Raw genomic sequence first — 15343 nt, forward strand, 5'->3', positions numbered from 1 at the left:
CACCCGGCTCCCGGACTGCGCTGCGCTTGCTCGGGCTACAGCTCAAGCGCAAATGCCATATTCATCTACAACGCTGGGCATGCACGGCTTTAGAACAAACCAAGGGTATGCAAGAACACGATCAAAATACCCAGCGGCGTCAGCCAGCGCAGCAGCTGCCACCACAGGCCGAACAACTGCGGATGCTCAACACCCAAGGCCTCCTGCACGGTCTTGCGGCTTAACGCCCAACCGGTAAACAGCACGGTACCCAGCCCGCCCAGGGGCATCATCAGGTTGGTGGTCAGGTAGTCCAGGCTGTCGAAGAAGGTCTTGCCGAACAGGGTGATCTCGCTCCAGGCATTGAAGGAAAACACCGTCCCCAGGCTCAGCAGCCACAGCGCCACGCCGCTTAGCAGCACCGCCTTGAGGCGGCTGATGCCGAATTTCTCCGACAGCCAGGCAATGGTCGGCTCGCTCAGGGAAATCGCCGAGGTCAGGGCGGCGATGGCCAACATGATAAAGAACAGCCCGCCGACCAACTGGCCGAACGGCATCTGGCCGAAGGCGATCGGCAGGGTGACGAAGATCAGGCCCGGCCCCGCGCCTGGCTCCAGCCCATTGGCAAACACCAGCGGAAAGATCGCCAGCCCCGCCAGCAACGCCACCAGCGTATCGGCCAGGGCCACCATCAGCGAGGTACGGGCAATAGAGGTGCCCGCGGGCAGGTAGGAGCCGTAAACCATCATCGCGCCGCTGGCCAGGCTCAGGGTGAAGAAGGCATGCCCCAGGGCCACCAGTACTCCGGTGCCGCTAAGCTTGTTGAAGTCGGCATCGAAAAGAAAATGCACGGCCTGCATAAAATGCCCGGTGGTGGCGGCATAGCCCACCAGCACCAGCAACAGGACGAACAGCCCCGGCATCAGAAAGCGCAACGAACGCTCCAGCCCTTCGCGCACGCCCAGGCCGACGATGCCTAGGGTCAAGACCAGTACCAGGGTGCCGTAGCCGGCCAGTTTCCAGGGGTCCGCCAGCAGCGCACCGAACAACGCACCGCTGCTCTCCCCATCCAGGCCGGCAAAGCCACCACTGAGCGCCGCCGGCGCATAGGCCAGGGCCCAGCCCGCCACCACCGCATAGAAGCTCAGAATCAGAAAACCGGTCAGCACCGCCACGGTTCCCAGCCAGCGCCAGTGCCGGCTCGCGCCGGCGGCCTTGGCCAATAGCGCAAAAGCCCCTTCCGGGTTGGCCCGGCCGCGACGGCCGATCATCACCTCGGCCATCAGCAGCGGAATACCGATCACCAGGATGCACGCCAGGTAGACCAGGACAAAGGCACCGCCTCCGTTCTCCCCGGTGATATAGGGAAACTTCCAGATATTGCCCAGCCCGACCGCCGAGCCCGTGGCGGCGAGAAAGAATACCCAGCGCGACGACCATAGGCCGCGCGCGCCTGAACTGCTGTTGCCGTCGACGCTACTGGCGGCGGCGATACTGTCTTGACTCATCGATCATGCCCTCTTGTTGTTGTAATGGCTGACACCGGGTGATGCACTTCACTCACCGCCGTTGAGACGCTCCAGAGCCAGGCGGTCGGCGATCTGCGTGGTACTGCAGCCGTCGGCCGCGGCGCGTTGGAAAATCTGCTGCAGGGTGTCGCCTATGCCTTCGATATGCGCCTTGAGCTGCGCGGCGCTGCCGCCAGTGCGCTCGTAACAGACATCGATAATGCCGCCGGCGTTGATCGCGTAATCCGGTGCATACAGGCACTCGTTGCGGCGCAGGGTTTCCGCCAGGCTGGCATCGGCCAGCTGGTTGTTCGCCGCCCCGGCGATAATCGGCGCACGCAGGGCTTCCAGGGTGTGCAGGTTGATAATGCCGCCCATGGCGCACGGCGCGAATACATCCACCTCCAGGCCGAAAATCTCCTGCTGCGCCACGGCGGTTGCACCCAGCTGCTCCACCGCACGACGCACATTGGCCGGGACTATATCGGTGACCCACAACTCGGCCCCGGCCTCCTTGAGGTGCCGCGCCAGGCTGAAGCCTACCTGCCCCACGCCCTGGATCGCCACCCGAAGACCGCGCAGGTCGTCACGGCCCAGGCGGTGTTTGACCGCGGCCTGGATACCGATAAACACCCCGTAGGCCGTAGAGGGCGACGGGTCGCCATTGCGCATGCCGCCCTCGAAACCTTCGCGCTGCCCGGCCCCGGCCACATGGCGCGTGCGCTCGGCCATGATCTGCATCTCGGCAACGCCGGTGCCCGAATCCGCCGCAGTGATATAGCGCCCGCCGAGGCTGTCGACAAAATCACCCATGGCCTGGAACAGCGCCGCGCTCTTGCCAGTATGCGGGTCGCCGATGATCACCGCTTTGCCGCCACCCAGCGGTAGGTTGGCCAGGGCCGATTTGTAGGTCATGCCGCGCGACAGGCGTAACACATCGCGCAGCGCTTCATCGTCATTGGCGTAGGGCCACATGCGGCAACCGCCAAGGGCCGGGCCGAGGTTGCTGTTGTGAATGGCGATAATCGCCCGCAGGCCGCTGGCCTTGTCGTGGCCGTAGACCACCTGTTCGTGGTGGTCGAAATCGATATGGGAAAACACGGACATGGGAGTTCCTTGATTGTTCTTGTTGTTGAAATAAAGAGGGGCACAGGCGGTGTGAAAACGTAGCGAGCGAAGGTCAGGCAAGGCAAAAACAGGCTAAAAAGCGGAGTTTACGACTGTAAATGAGCACTTTTAGCCTGTTTTTAACGCAGCATCACCGAGCGCAGTAGTTTTCACGCTGCCTGTCAGGCGGCCGGCTCGAACAACTGCACGGCCTGGATTTCGCTGACCAGCATGCGCGCCTTGAGCTGGCTGCTCTGCTCGCGCACCTTGGCCAGGCTGCGTTCCTTGACGTGGCCATAGCCGCGGATCTGCTCCGGCAACTCGGCCAGGGCCAGCGCGGTGCGGTAGTTGTCGGCGTTGAGTTCCTTGAGCAGGTACTCCAGGTTCTGCTCGTAGTCGTCGATCAGCTCCAGCTCCAGTTTGCGCTCGGCGCTGTAGCCGAACAGGTCCAGCGGTGTGCCGCGCAGAAACTTGAACTTGGCCAGCACGCCGAAAGCCTTGAGCATCCAGGCGCCGAATTGACGCTTGCGTGGCTCGCCGGTGCTGGCGTCCGGCTTGCTCAGCCAGGACGGTGCTAGGTGGAACTCCAGGCGGTAGTCGCCGCTGAACTGCGCCTCCAGCTGACGGATAAAGCTGCCGTCGCTGTACAGCCGCGCCACTTCGTACTCGTCCTTGTAGGCCAGGAGTTTGAAGTAGTAACGCGCCACGGCCTTGCTCAGCGCTTGGTCAGCGCTCTTGTCAACCTGCTGCACCCGCGCCACCTGCTCGCGATAGCGCTCGGCGTAGGCGGCGTTCTGGTAGGCAGTCAGGCGCACCACTCGGTCGGCGATGATTTCTTCCAGGGTCTGGCAATGCGGCGCTTCGATCACTTCAGGCTTGGCCAGGCGCTCTACGGCGACCGCATCATGGGCCGCGCGACGGCCCCAGAGGAATGCCTGCTGATTGAGCTGCACGGCCACGCCGTTAAGCTCGATGGCCTTGTTGATGGCTTCGGCGGACACCGGCACCAGACCTTTCTGGTAAGCGAAACCGAGCATAAACAGGTTGGTCGCGATGCTGTCGCCAAGCAGGCGAGTGGCCAGGCGGCTGGCATCGACAAAGTGGGTTTTGCTCGCGCCCACCGCTTCGATCAGCGCCTCGCGCATGGCCGCGCCGGGCACCTGAGCATCGGGATTGCGGGTGAATTCGGCGGTGGCCGCTTCATGGCTGTTGACCACCGCATGGGCGATCTTGTCATTCAGCTTGGCCAGGGCCTCTTCGCTGGCCGAAACCACCAGATCGCAGCCCAGCAGCAGGTCGGTTTCCCCGGCGGCGATGCGCACGGCGAAGATGTCGTCCTGCTTGGCGGCGACACGGATATGGGTAATTACCGGGCCGAACTTCTGCGCCAGGCCAGCCTGATCGAGCACGCTGCAGCCCTTGCCTTCGATATGCGCAGCCATGCCGAGCAACGCGCCGACTGTGGTGACGCCGCTGCCGCCGACACCCGGCAGGAGGATATTCCAGGGACGATCCAGCGCCGGTTGGCGCGGTTCCGGCAAGGCGATAAATAGCGCACCCAGGCCGACGGCCGTGGGTTTGCGCAGGCTGCCGCCGTGCACGGTGACGAAGCTTGGGCAGAAGCCTTCAACGCAGCTGAAATCCTTGTTGCAGGAGTTCTGGTCAATCTCGCGCTTGCGCCCCAGTTCGGTTTCCAGCGGCAGCACCGACAGGCAGTTGGATTTGACGCTGCAATCGCCACAACCCTCACACACGGCCGGGTTGATAAAGGCACGCTTCTGCGGATCAACCAGCTTGCCGCGCTTGCGCCGACGGCGTTTCTCGGTGGCGCAGGTCTGGTCATAGATGATCACTGAGCAGCCCTTGAACTCGCGCAGCTCACGCTGCACGGCATCCAGGTCGCGGCGATGGTGGAAGGTGACGATGGGCGCGAAGGTGTTGCGCGTCGGGTACTTATCCGGCTCGTCGGTAACCAGGGCGATACGTTTCACCCCTTCGGCATACACCTGCTGGCTCAGTTGATCGACGCGCAGTTCGCCGTCGATGGGCTGGCCGCCGGTCATGGCCACGGCGTCGTTGTAGAGAATTTTGTAGGTGATATTCACCCCGGCGGCCACGGACGCACGCAGCGCCAGCTGACCGGAGTGGAAGTAGGTGCCATCACCGAGGTTCTGGAAGATATGCGGGGTGTCGGTAAACGGCGCCTGGCCGATCCAGGTCGCGCCCTCGCCGCCCATCTGGGTAAAGGTGTCGGTATTGCGGTCCATCCACTGGGTCATGTAGTGGCAACCAATGCCGCCCTGGGCGCGGCTGCCTTCCGGCAGTTTGGTCGAGGTGTTGTGCGGGCAGCCGGAGCAGAAATGCGGGGTGCGTACGGTGGTGTGCTTGGGCGCGGCCAGCGATGCTTCCTTGGCCGCCAGGAAGGCCAAACGCTCGTCGATGCTGGCGCTGCTGTAGATCGGCGCAAGGCGCTTGGCGATGGCACGGGCGATCATCGCTGGGGTTAGTTCGGACAGGTTCGGCAGAAGCGAATGGCCGGCCTCATCGAACTCGCCGACCACCACCGGGCGTTTGCCCACGGGCCAGTTATAGAGCTGGCCGGTGAGCTGGTCTTCGATGATGCTGCGCTTTTCCTCGACCACCAGAATCTCGTCCAGGCCTTCGGCGAACTCATGCACCGATACCGGTTCTAGCGGCCAGCTCATGCCGACCTTGAGCACACGCAGGCCCACCTGGGCGCACAGCGCTTCATCCAGGCCGAGGTCATCCAGGGCCTGGCGCACGTCCAGATAGGACTTGCCGGTGGTGATAATGCCCAGGCGCGGATTGGGCGAATCGAGCTTAATCTGGTTGAGGTTGTTGGCCAGGGCAAAGGCGCGGGCGGCGTAAATCTTGTAGGTGTTAAGGCGCGCTTCCTGAGCCAGGGGCGGGTCCGGCCAGCGGATATACACGCCGTCTTCCGGCAGCTGGAAGTCCTCGGGAATCTTCACCTGCATACGCAGCGGATCAACATCCACCACGGCGGAGGAATCGACGTTTTCGGCGATGGTTTTCAGCGCCACCCAGCAACCGCTGTAGCGCGACAGCTCCCAGCCGATGATGCCGTAATCGAGAATTTCCTGAACGTTGGCCGGATTGAGCACCGGAATCGAGGCAGCGATAAACGCATGCTCGCTCTGATTGGCGATGCTTGAGGATTTGCAGCCATGGTCGTCGCCGGCCAGCAGCAGCACGCCGCCATGCTCGGAAACGCCGGCCGAGTTGCCGTGCTTGAACACATCGCCGCAACGGTCCACACCCGGGCCTTTGCCGTACCACATGGCAAACACACCGTCGTAGCGCGCCCCGGGGAACAGGCTGGTCTGCTGGCTGCCCCACACCGAGGTGGCGGCCAACTCTTCGTTGACGCCCGGCTGGAAGTGGATGTGGTTTTCTTTGAGGTACTGCTTGGCGTCCCACAGGCTCTTGTCGAGGTTGCCCAAAGGCGAGCCACGGTAGCCGGAAATAAAGCACGCGGTATTCAGACCATGGGCGGCGTCGCGTTGCTTTTGCAGCATCGGCAGGCGGGTCAGCGCCTGGGTGCCTGTGAGGTATAGATGACCAGTGGCAAGGCGGTACTTGTCATCCAGGCGGATCTCGGCCAGAGACATGCGTTCGCTCCTTTTATTTTTATGGAGAGCAAGGCTGACAACGGTGAATGCCAACCGGGTTCTGTTTCGTCCGGGATCACCGGGCGCAACGACTGGCTAAAAATATGACTGAGCAGTGCCGCTTTTTTCTTTCTAAATAGGCAGAAAAAAGCCAATACTTCGCATGACCTATCCAATAAATACAAGAAATCAGGAACATTCATGCAGGAAAAACTAAGCCCTATCGACCGCAAGATTCTTCGCCTGCTGCAGCATGACGCCGACCTCTCCGCCGCCGAGATCGCCGAGAAGGTGGAATTGTCACAATCGCCCTGCTGGCGGCGGATTAACCGCATGCAGGAGGAAGGCCTGATCGAGCGCAAGGTTGCCCTGCTCAACCCCCAGTTGCTGGGCCTGAGCATGACCGTGTTTGTCGATATCAAGCTGTCGGCCCATGGCCGCAAGAACCTGGAAGAATTCGAACAGGCGGTAGTCGGTTACCCCGAGGTGCTGGAGTGCTACACCATGGCCGGCGGCTCGGATTACCTGCTCAAGGTGGTGGCCAAGGACATCGCCAGTTACGAACGCTTTCTGCGCGACCACCTGCTGCAACGCCCCCATGTGCAGGAAGCCCACTCGCATATCGCCATGAGCGAGGTCAAACGCACCACCGAATTGCCGCTGGATTGAACCCGCGAAGAGCCTGTCTATGGCGACCGCTGGCCCGTAGGGTGCGCTGTGCGCACCAAAATCTCCTTATCCTCGGTGCGCGCAGCGCACCCTACCCGGTTTGTACCCGCCCACCACAGCGCCAGCGGCCCTAGCAGCAGTAGCAAGCCCATCAGGGCAAACGCCGCCCACCAGCCGAGCAGGCTCTTGTCGCCCAATAGATCCAGGCTGATGCCAAACAGCAGCGGACCGAGGAAGGCACCGCTAAAGCCGGTGCAGGAATACAGCGCCATGGCCGCGCCACGATGGCTGGCCGGAGCCACGGCGATCAGGCCAGCCGTCAGGGAGGACGAATCAGCGGTCACGGTGATGCTGTAGAGCAGCACCAGCACCAGCATCAGCCAGAACGGCAAGGCCGCACTTAGGCCGATAAACAGCGCCAATGCTGTTGAGCTGAGCATCACCGCGATCAACCAGCGCTGCCGACCGAAACGCAGCGCCAGCTCGTTGCCGAAGATGCTCGCAGGCATACCGATCAGGGTCACCAGCATCGCCACCCAGGTGCCGGACAGCCAGGGATCGCCGCCCTGTAATTGCCCGGAAAACACCACAAAAGCCACCACCCAGGCGCGCAGGGCAAACAGCTCAAGGTTATGCACCGCATAGGCCAGGCAGTAGGCGGCAACCGCGCGGTTTTTCAGCGGGGCTAGGTCCAGCAGTTTGCGCGGCGCATGCTGCACCACCGCCTTGGGCTGCAAACCCCAATAGACCATGACCCAGGCCAGCAAGGCGCAGAGGCCGCTGAGCAGGGTCGGTAGCTGCCAGCCGCCAAACTTGGCCAGCTCGCCAGCGAGAATGAAGGACAGCGCCGTGCCCAAGCCAAAGCTCGCCGTATAGAAGGCCACCGCACGCGACTGCGCCGGCCCTTCGATGCGTTCGGACAGCGCCTTGAGCCCCGGCATATAGGTGCCCGCCAAGCCAACGCCCGCCAGCACCCTCCAGGCCAGAGCCGACCAGAAACCATCGGCGAAGACAAAGCCGGCATTGGCCACGGCAGTCAGCAGCATCGCCGCCAGGTAGATCAGCCGCGCATCGTATTTGTCGGTCAGCCCGGTAAGGATCGGCACCGCAACCATATAGCCCAGAAAGAACCCGCCACCGATCCAGCCCGCCTCGGTATTACTCAGCCCCCACAGCGCCTGAAAATCCGGCAACAAGGCAGCAAACAGAGCAAAGCCAGCCATGCCCAGGGTTTCCGCGCCGCATAGCAGCAGCGTCACGCGACAGGCATTCATAACACTCGCCCATCAAAGGCCAGGCTAACCCCCGCAGGCAAGGCATCGGGGTGTTCCAGCAGCCAGGCGTCGAAGCTGTGGCCGATATGGGTCAGCACGGTTTGCCTTGGTTGCAGCTGCTCGACCACCTCCAGCGCGCGGGTCAGGTCGTTGTGATTGCGCGGGGCGATGGGCTGCGGCGCGGTGGAGCAATCCAGCACCAGCAGATCCAGCGGCTGCTGGCGCAGCACCTCGGCACTGGCGTCCGGCACGCCGAGGGTATCGGTGAGGTAAGCAATACGTCTGCCATCGCCCTCCAGCAGATAGCCAAAGGTCAGCTTGGAGTGATTAAGCGGCAGCGCCGTGACGCTTAGCTCACCTAGCTGCCGCCGCTCAAAGGCGGCAAACGGTTGGCTGAAATCGAGAATGCCGGGGTGCTTGTACAGGTCGGCCAGGCCTTCCGGGTCATCCGGGCCATGCACCGGAATAATCAGCCCCTGGCCCCAGCGCAGGTGCAGCAAACCCTGGGCATGATCGGCGTGGTAATGGGTTTGCAGAATGCCGCTCAGGCTATGGGGCGGGAAGCGCTCGCACAGATCGGTCAGGCCCGAGTCAATCAGCCAGCGCTGCGCGCCGCATTCGATCAGGGCGCAACACGGCCCACGACGCCGCGCTGGGTAAACCCGCGCGCTGGCGCAGGCCGGACAGTTGCAGTTGTAGACCGGCACCTGGCGCGCATCGCCGGTGCCGAGCAGGGTCAGGCGCATGCGCGCGCATCGCTAAGCAGTTGCAGCAACTGGGTGACGGATTGTTCTAAGGGGCCGGAGTTATTTAGCAGGTATTGCGATTCGCCTTCGTCGCTATCCCCTGCCACCGGGGCAAAAGGAAGTTGCAGTTCGCGGCTGCGCGCCAGGCGGGCCTCAATCTGCTCGGCGCTTTCCCGGCCGCGTGCTTGCAGGCGCTGACGCAAGGCCGCTTCATCCACCTGCAGCAGGATCGCCAGCAGCTCGGGATAGCGTTGCCGCGCCTGAGCTAGATGCCCGCGCGATCCATTGACCAGCACATCCTGCCCCGCCGCTAACCAGTCGTCGATCTGCCGTGGGATGCCATAGGCCAGGCCGTTGGCGCGCCAGCTCAGGGCAAAGGCGCTAGCGGCTTCCTGCTGGTCGAACTCGGCCGGCGCAACACCGATGGCGTCCTCACCCACCGCTTCCGCCGAGCGGGTGATGACCCGCCGGGCGATCACACAATTTCGTTCGGCCAGGCGCGCGCGCGCGGCATTCAACAGGCTGTCCTTGCCCGAGCCCGAAGGCCCCATCAGATAGATCAACCGGCCGCTCATCAGAACACCCTTTTCGCTTGTCGCCAGACTTGCTGGATCACCGCCTGGCCCGCATGCACCTGCGCCTGCACCAGGTCGGCACGCAGGCCGACGCGGATTTCGCCGCGATCATGCAGCCCTGCCGCCTGTGCCGGCACGCGGCTGACGGTGGCAATCGCTCGCGGCAGATCATAGCCGTTATCCTGCCCGGCCAGCAGCAAAGCAGCCTGCAACAGGCTGGATGGGTAATAGTCGCTGGAGAGGATATCCAGCACGCCATGCCGGGCTAGTTCGGCGGCGGCGATATTGCCCGAATGCGAACCGCCGCGCACGATATTCGGCGCGCCCATCAGCACCTTAAGGCCCAGCTCGTGGCTGGCCTTGGCCGCCTCCAGGGTGGTGGGAAATTCGGCAATGGACATGCCGAAACCGGCCGACTCCTGCACATGGGCCAGGGTCGCGTCGTCGTGGCTGGCCACGGAAATGCCACGGGCCTGGCAGTCGGCAACAATGCTGCGGCGCTGACGGTCGCTGTACTGCCGCGAGTTGTCCACCTGCTCCACGATAAAGGCATTCATCTCCGCCTCGCTGAGGTGGTACTTGCCCATGTAGTACTCGCGGTATTTGTCTTCCTTGGCGAACTGGCGCTGGCCCGGCGCGTGGTCCATCACCGACACCAGCGCTACCCGCGGGTGCTCCACCAGATCGCGAAACACCGCCAGGGTATCCGGGTGGCACACCTCGCAGCGCAAGTGCAGGCGGTGATCGGCACGCATATGCCCCGCCTCAGCCGCCGCGGCGATGGCTTCAAGCATGGCCGGCAGTTGCTGCATACGCTTACCGCGCGGGTTGACGTCGCCAATCGCCAGGGCATCGAACACCGTGGTGATACCGGCCGAGGCGATCTGCGCATCATGGGTCAGCACTGCCGATGCCGATGGCCAATCCACTCCCGGCCGTGGGCTCATATATTTTTCCAGGTTGTCGGTGTGCAGCTCGACCAGGCCAGGCAGCAGGTAATCGCCGCCCAGGTTCTGCGCCTGGGACAAGCCGCTGACGCCCTCTTCCACCTGGGCAATCAGACCATCGCGCAGCACCAGGGTGCCGACAAACTCCTGCTCGGCGGTGACGATCCGCGCGTTGGTAAAAATCTGCTCAACCGGCATAGATGTACTCCTGTTGCGCCGCAGCGCTCATGTCCTGGCTCATATCAAGGTAACGGTCGGCCACCGCCTCGCGGGCGGCGCGGTCGTGGAAGATGCCTATCAGCGCGCTGCCGGCAGCCTTGGCTTCAGCGATCAGCTCCAGCACCACCTGGCGATTGGCGTCGTCCAGCGAGGCAGTGGGTTCATCCAGCAGCATCAGCGGCCAGGCGACCATAAAGCCGCGGGCGATATTCACCCGCTGCTGCTCGCCGCCGGAGAAGGTGCCTGGGGCCAGCTGCCACAGGGCCTGGGGGATATTCAGGCGGCTTAGCAGACTCTTGGCCCGCGCTTCGGCATCGGCGCGGCGAAGGCCACGGGCCAGGGCCGGTTCCATCACCACATCCAGGGTGGCGACCCGAGGAATCACCCGCAGAAACTGGCTGACATAGCCCAGGGTCTGTCGGCGTACCGCCAGCACCTGACGCGGTTCTGCGCCAACCAGCTCGACCCATTCGCCGTTATGCAACACACGAATGCTGCCGCCGGCGGCCAGATAGTTGCCGTACAGGGTGCGCAGCAAGGTCGACTTGCCGGCACCGGATTGGCCGTGCAGCACCAGGCACTCGCCGGCGCGCACGCTGAAATGCAGCCCGCTCAACACATTCAGCACCACGCCGTGCTGCTGATGCAGGGTGAAGGTCTTGCTGAGGCCGGAGACCTCGATCAGGTTGTTCATATAAACCTCGAACCACGTACGACCGGATTCGATCCGGCGCGAAAGTCGTTTCGTAGGGTGGATGGCGCTTTATCCATCCACCGATGGCGACACGTTGGTGGATGAAAACAGCGTCATCCACCCTACCCAGCGTCAGGGTTGCAACACCGACGACACCAAAAGCTGCGAATAGGGATGCTGCGGGTCATCGAGAATCTGATCGGTCAGGCCGGCCTCGACCACATGGGAGCGGCGCATCACCATCAGTCGATCCGCCAGCAAGCGCGCCACGGCCAAGTCGTGGGTGACGATCACCACCGCCAGGTCCAGCTCGCGCACCAAGCCGCGCAGCAGGTCGAGCAGGCGCGCCTGCACCGACACATCGAGGCCGCCGGTGGGTTCGTCCATAAAGATCAGCCGTGGGCTGGAGACCAGATTGCGGGCGATCTGCAAGCGCTGCTGCATGCCGCCGGAGAAGGTGCGCGGCAGGTCGTCGATGCGCAGCGGATCAATCTCCACCTGTTGCAGCCAGTCGATGCCGGCCGCGCGCAGCTCGCCGTAATGGCGCACGCCCTGGGCCATCAGCCGCTCGCCGATATTCGCCCCGGCCGACACACCCATACGCAGGCCGTCACGTGGATTCTGCTCGACAAAGCCCCACTCGGTGCGCAGCAGCGTGCGCCGCTGCGCCTCGCTGGCGCTGTATAGATCGAGCCAGTTGCCGGCCGTATCGCGATAACTGACTGAACCGCGATCCGGCGGGCAGCGCCCTGACAGCAGGCTGAGCAGGGTCGACTTGCCCGACCCGGACTCGCCGACGATACCCAGCACTTCGCCCGGATACAGATCGAACGACACGCCCTGGCAGCCCTTCTCCAGGCCGTACAGGCGGGTCAGATCGCGCACGCTGAATAGCGGCTGAGCGGTTTCGCTATGCAGCTGCAACTTTTCGGCAGCACTCATTGCTCGCCCTCCTGTTCAATGTCCTGGCGTTGCATGCAGTAATCGGTATCGGAGCAGACGAAACGCTTGCTGCCGGCATCGTCGACGATCAGCTCGTCCAGATAGGAGTCGCGGCTACCGCAAAAGTCGCAGCATTCATCCCAACGCTGGACCTCGAACGGGTGATCCTCGAAGTCCAGACTCACCACCCGGGTGAACGGCGGCACGGCATACAGGCGCTTCTCGCGGCCGGCGCCAAAGAGCATCAGCGCCGGACTCATATGCAGTTTGGGGTTGTCGAATTTGGGAATCGGCGAGGGGTCCATCACGTAGCGCTCATCGACCGTCACCGGGTAGGCGTAGCTGGTGGCGATATGGCCGAAGGTGGCGATGTCCTCGTACAGCTTTACGTGCATCACGCCGTAATCCTCTAGCGCATGCATGGTGCGGGTCTCGGTTTCCGAGGGTTCGATAAAGCGCAGCGGCTCGGGGATCGGCACCTGGTAAACCATGATCTGATCATTGCGCAGTGCGGTTTCCGGGATACGGTGGCGGGTCTGGATCACCGTCGCCTCGGGGGTGCGCGTGGTGGTTTTGACCCCAGCGGTGCGGGCGAAGAAGCGGCGGATCGACACCGCGTTGGTGGTGTCATCCGCGCCCTGGTCGATCACCTTAAGCACATCCTCGGCACCGAGAATCGCCGCGGTCAGTTGCATACCGCCGGTGCCCCAGCCATAGGGCAGTGGCATCTCGCGGCCACCGAACGGCACCTGATAACCGGGAATCGCCACGGCCTTGAGCAGGCCACGGCGGATCATGCGTTTGGTTTGCTCGTCCAGATAAGCAAAGTTGTACCCGGCTTCCGGGGCGCGAGTGATCTGGCTTTGGGCATTCATGCGCGTTGCTCCTCGGCGGCTGGCTGCTCGCACGTCTGCTTGCGCAGTTTGCGGATCAGCTCCAGCTCGGATTGGAAGTCGACGTAGTGCGGCAATTTCAGGTGCGAGACGAAGCCCGCGGCCTCGACGTTGTCGCAGTGCATCAGCACGAACTCTTCCTGCTGCGCCGGGCCCTGCACTTCCTCAGCGTATTCGGCAGCGCGCAGCGAGCGGTCGACCAGGGCCATGCCCATGGCCTTGCGCTCGGCATAGCCGAAGGCCAGGCCGTAACCGCGGGTAAATTGCGCCTGCTCAGGCGCATCACCGACGAACTGGTTGACCATCTCGCACTCGGTCACCTCGATAGCGCCCAGCGGCACGGCAAAGCCGAGCTCTTCCGGCTCCAGCCAGACCTCGACCTCGCCGATGCGAATCTCCCCGGCAAAGGGATGATTGCGCCCATAGCCGCGCTGAGTGGAGTAACCCAGCGCCAGCAGGAAGCCTTCATCGCCTCGGGCCAGGGCCTGCAGGCGCTGGGCGCGGCTCGCGGGGAAGTCCAGCGGCTCGCGGGTGATATCCGGCACGGCGGCACCGTCATCGACTTCACGGGCCATCAGGCCTTCTTCGGCGAGAAAATCCAGCACCCGTGGGCACGGCGACAACTCAGCCTGCGGGTCGACCTGTGGCCCTGGCTGTTCGCCCTCGGCCAGCAACGCGAAGTCCAGCAGACGGTGGCTGTAGTCGAAGGTCGGGCCGAGCAACTGGCCGCCGGGCAGGTCTTTGAAGGTGGCCGAGATGCGCCGAGTCAGCTGCATCTGCGTGGTGTCCAGCGCGGCGCTGGCAGCGAAACGCGGCAGCGTGGTGCGGTAGGCGCGCAGCAGAAAGATCGCCTCCATCAGGTCGCCGGCCGCCTGCTTGATTGCCAGCGCAGCCAGCTGCGGGTCGTACAGCGAGCCTTCGCTCATCACCCTGGCCACCGCCAGCGGCATCTGCTCGCGCACCTGCTCGACGCTGAGTTCGGGAATCGCGGTATCGCCACGGCGCTTCTTGGCCAGCAGCAAATGGGCATTGTCGATGGCGCGCTCGCCACCTTTGACGGCGACGTACATCAGGCTGCCTCCTCGGCATTCAGCAGCACACGGGTGCTGCGCGGCAGGCCGATCACCTGATCGCCGGCGGCGAAGAAGGCATCCAGGCCACGGGGAAAGGCACTGCGCGCCTGGCGCTGCTGCCAGAACGCCACCGGCAGTGGCAGCTCGACGCAACGCACATCCTTGATCCCCGGCCCACGCCAGCGCAGAGGTGTGCCATTGCAGAGAGCATCGAGCTGGATCAGCAGGGTGCAGGACTGATCCGGGTAACGCTCGCTGCCATTGTCAAAGTCCGACAGATCCGTCAGCTCGCTTTCATCGAGCAGGGCAAACAGCGCCAGCTCGCGTTCATCGACAATCGGGCAGCCACAGTGGAACGCCAGGTTGGCGCGGATCGCCGGGGTGTCGAAACGCGGTGCCAGCCATAACGGCGTGTCGCCATCGAGAAACGCCAGGCACAGGGCGTAGGTCGCCGGATGCAGATTTTCCAGGGCCAGGGCGCGGTTCAATGGCTGCACCAGGCCAGGCTCGGCCAGGGCCTTGAGGGCGCTGCGGAAACTGGTCTGCGCGTCCAGTACCGGATCATTGAAAGCTGGTTGCAGCCAGTGAGAGCTATTTGCCGCGTGCATCAATCTTCTCCTCGGACCAGGGTGAAGAATTCCACCTGGGTGGTTGCGGTTTCTGCGGCCTTGGCCGCCTGTTGGGCCTGTTGCACTGCCGCCAGGGGTTCGATCAGCCGGCTCAGCCAATGCGGCTGCTCAGCCCCCTGCAAATGCGCGTCGGCCAGGGCGGCCAGTTCGGCGTGCTGCTTGTCGCGCCCGCTCACATAGCTGTAACCGGTGCGGCCATCGGCCAGGCGCACCACGCAGCGGGTCACGCTCATCTCGCCGAGGTTGAAGGGGCTGCCGGTGCCGCCCATGCGCCCACGCACCAGGGTCATGCCGATTTCCGGGGCGCGAATCAGGCGGTATTCGGCTTCCTTCAATGCCGACTCATAGGTCGCCAGTTGGCTGCCGGCGCGGGCGAGCACGCCCATCCAGCGCTGACGGGTGGCGATCTGCGGGTCGCTGTGCTGCATGTCGCTGTGC

The 15343-nt window shown here is 63.7% G+C and carries 14 protein-coding genes; 1 reads left to right on the top strand and 13 read right to left on the bottom strand.

Features of this window, described 5'->3' with window-relative positions:
- Positions 1-89 precede the first annotated feature (89 nt).
- The 3 genes from VMP31_RS04925 to VMP31_RS04935 form a co-directional block, all read right to left on the bottom strand.
- Positions 90-1487 carry a sodium-dependent transporter gene (locus VMP31_RS04925; RefSeq protein WP_325504660.1) on the bottom strand — a complete coding sequence of 466 codons (1398 nt, stop codon included), beginning with the start codon at positions 1485-1487 and terminating at the stop codon, positions 90-92.
- A 48-nt stretch (positions 1488-1535) separates the two neighbouring features.
- Positions 1536-2594, bottom strand: a complete 1059-nt coding sequence (locus tag VMP31_RS04930) for a Glu/Leu/Phe/Val dehydrogenase dimerization domain-containing protein (RefSeq protein WP_325504663.1) — start codon at positions 2592-2594, stop codon at positions 1536-1538.
- Between the two features lie 182 nt (positions 2595-2776).
- The gene (locus tag VMP31_RS04935; protein ID WP_325504664.1) at positions 2777-6244 is read right to left on the bottom strand and encodes an indolepyruvate ferredoxin oxidoreductase family protein; all 3468 of its coding nucleotides are present in this window, start codon (positions 6242-6244) and stop codon (positions 2777-2779) included.
- A gap of 201 nt (positions 6245-6445) precedes the next feature.
- Here VMP31_RS04935 and VMP31_RS04940 point away from each other — a divergent pair, with 201 nt between their 5' ends.
- Positions 6446-6913 (top strand): Lrp/AsnC family transcriptional regulator, encoded by a 468-nt coding sequence (locus VMP31_RS04940; RefSeq protein ID WP_325504666.1) that lies wholly within the window; start codon positions 6446-6448, stop codon positions 6911-6913.
- A gap of 17 nt (positions 6914-6930) precedes the next feature.
- On the opposite strand, the gene VMP31_RS04945 is transcribed toward VMP31_RS04940, so the two are convergent.
- The 10 genes from VMP31_RS04945 to phnG form a co-directional block, all read right to left on the bottom strand.
- A complete protein-coding gene (locus VMP31_RS04945; protein ID WP_325504668.1) occupies positions 6931-8187 on the bottom strand; it encodes an MFS transporter in 1257 nt (418 codons plus the stop codon).
- Positions 8184-8933 (bottom strand): phosphonate metabolism protein PhnP, encoded by a 750-nt coding sequence (phnP, locus tag VMP31_RS04950; RefSeq protein WP_325504670.1) that lies wholly within the window; start codon positions 8931-8933, stop codon positions 8184-8186. The genes VMP31_RS04945 and phnP overlap by 4 nt, the downstream gene beginning before the upstream one ends.
- On the bottom strand, positions 8924-9508 hold the full coding sequence (gene phnN, locus VMP31_RS04955) for a phosphonate metabolism protein/1,5-bisphosphokinase (PRPP-forming) PhnN (protein ID WP_325504672.1): 585 nt from the start codon (positions 9506-9508) through the stop codon (positions 8924-8926). The genes phnP and phnN overlap by 10 nt, the downstream gene beginning before the upstream one ends.
- Entirely contained in the window at positions 9508-10653 is a 1146-nt protein-coding gene (locus VMP31_RS04960) for an alpha-D-ribose 1-methylphosphonate 5-triphosphate diphosphatase (RefSeq protein ID WP_325504674.1), read from the bottom strand. Before VMP31_RS04960 ends, phnN begins: the two co-directional genes overlap by 1 nt.
- A complete protein-coding gene (gene phnL, locus VMP31_RS04965) occupies positions 10643-11368 on the bottom strand; it encodes a phosphonate C-P lyase system protein PhnL (protein ID WP_325504676.1) in 726 nt (241 codons plus the stop codon). Before phnL ends, VMP31_RS04960 begins: the two co-directional genes overlap by 11 nt.
- A gap of 132 nt (positions 11369-11500) precedes the next feature.
- Positions 11501-12310 (bottom strand): phosphonate C-P lyase system protein PhnK, encoded by an 810-nt coding sequence (gene phnK, locus VMP31_RS04970; RefSeq protein ID WP_325504678.1) that lies wholly within the window; start codon positions 12308-12310, stop codon positions 11501-11503.
- Positions 12307-13185 (bottom strand): alpha-D-ribose 1-methylphosphonate 5-phosphate C-P-lyase PhnJ, encoded by an 879-nt coding sequence (locus VMP31_RS04975; RefSeq protein WP_325504680.1) that lies wholly within the window; start codon positions 13183-13185, stop codon positions 12307-12309. Before VMP31_RS04975 ends, phnK begins: the two co-directional genes overlap by 4 nt.
- Positions 13182-14273 carry a carbon-phosphorus lyase complex subunit PhnI gene (locus tag VMP31_RS04980; protein ID WP_325504682.1) on the bottom strand — a complete coding sequence of 364 codons (1092 nt, stop codon included), beginning with the start codon at positions 14271-14273 and terminating at the stop codon, positions 13182-13184. Before VMP31_RS04980 ends, VMP31_RS04975 begins: the two co-directional genes overlap by 4 nt.
- Positions 14273-14884 (bottom strand): phosphonate C-P lyase system protein PhnH, encoded by a 612-nt coding sequence (gene phnH / locus VMP31_RS04985; RefSeq protein ID WP_325504684.1) that lies wholly within the window; start codon positions 14882-14884, stop codon positions 14273-14275. Before phnH ends, VMP31_RS04980 begins: the two co-directional genes overlap by 1 nt.
- Positions 14884-15333 carry a phosphonate C-P lyase system protein PhnG gene (gene phnG / locus VMP31_RS04990; RefSeq protein WP_325504772.1) on the bottom strand — a complete coding sequence of 150 codons (450 nt, stop codon included), beginning with the start codon at positions 15331-15333 and terminating at the stop codon, positions 14884-14886. The genes phnH and phnG overlap by 1 nt, the downstream gene beginning before the upstream one ends.
- Positions 15334-15343 lie beyond the last annotated feature (10 nt).

Origin of the sequence: Pseudomonas sp., from assembly GCF_035512415.1 — a bacterium.
Taxonomy (GTDB): domain Bacteria; phylum Pseudomonadota; class Gammaproteobacteria; order Pseudomonadales; family Pseudomonadaceae; genus Aquipseudomonas.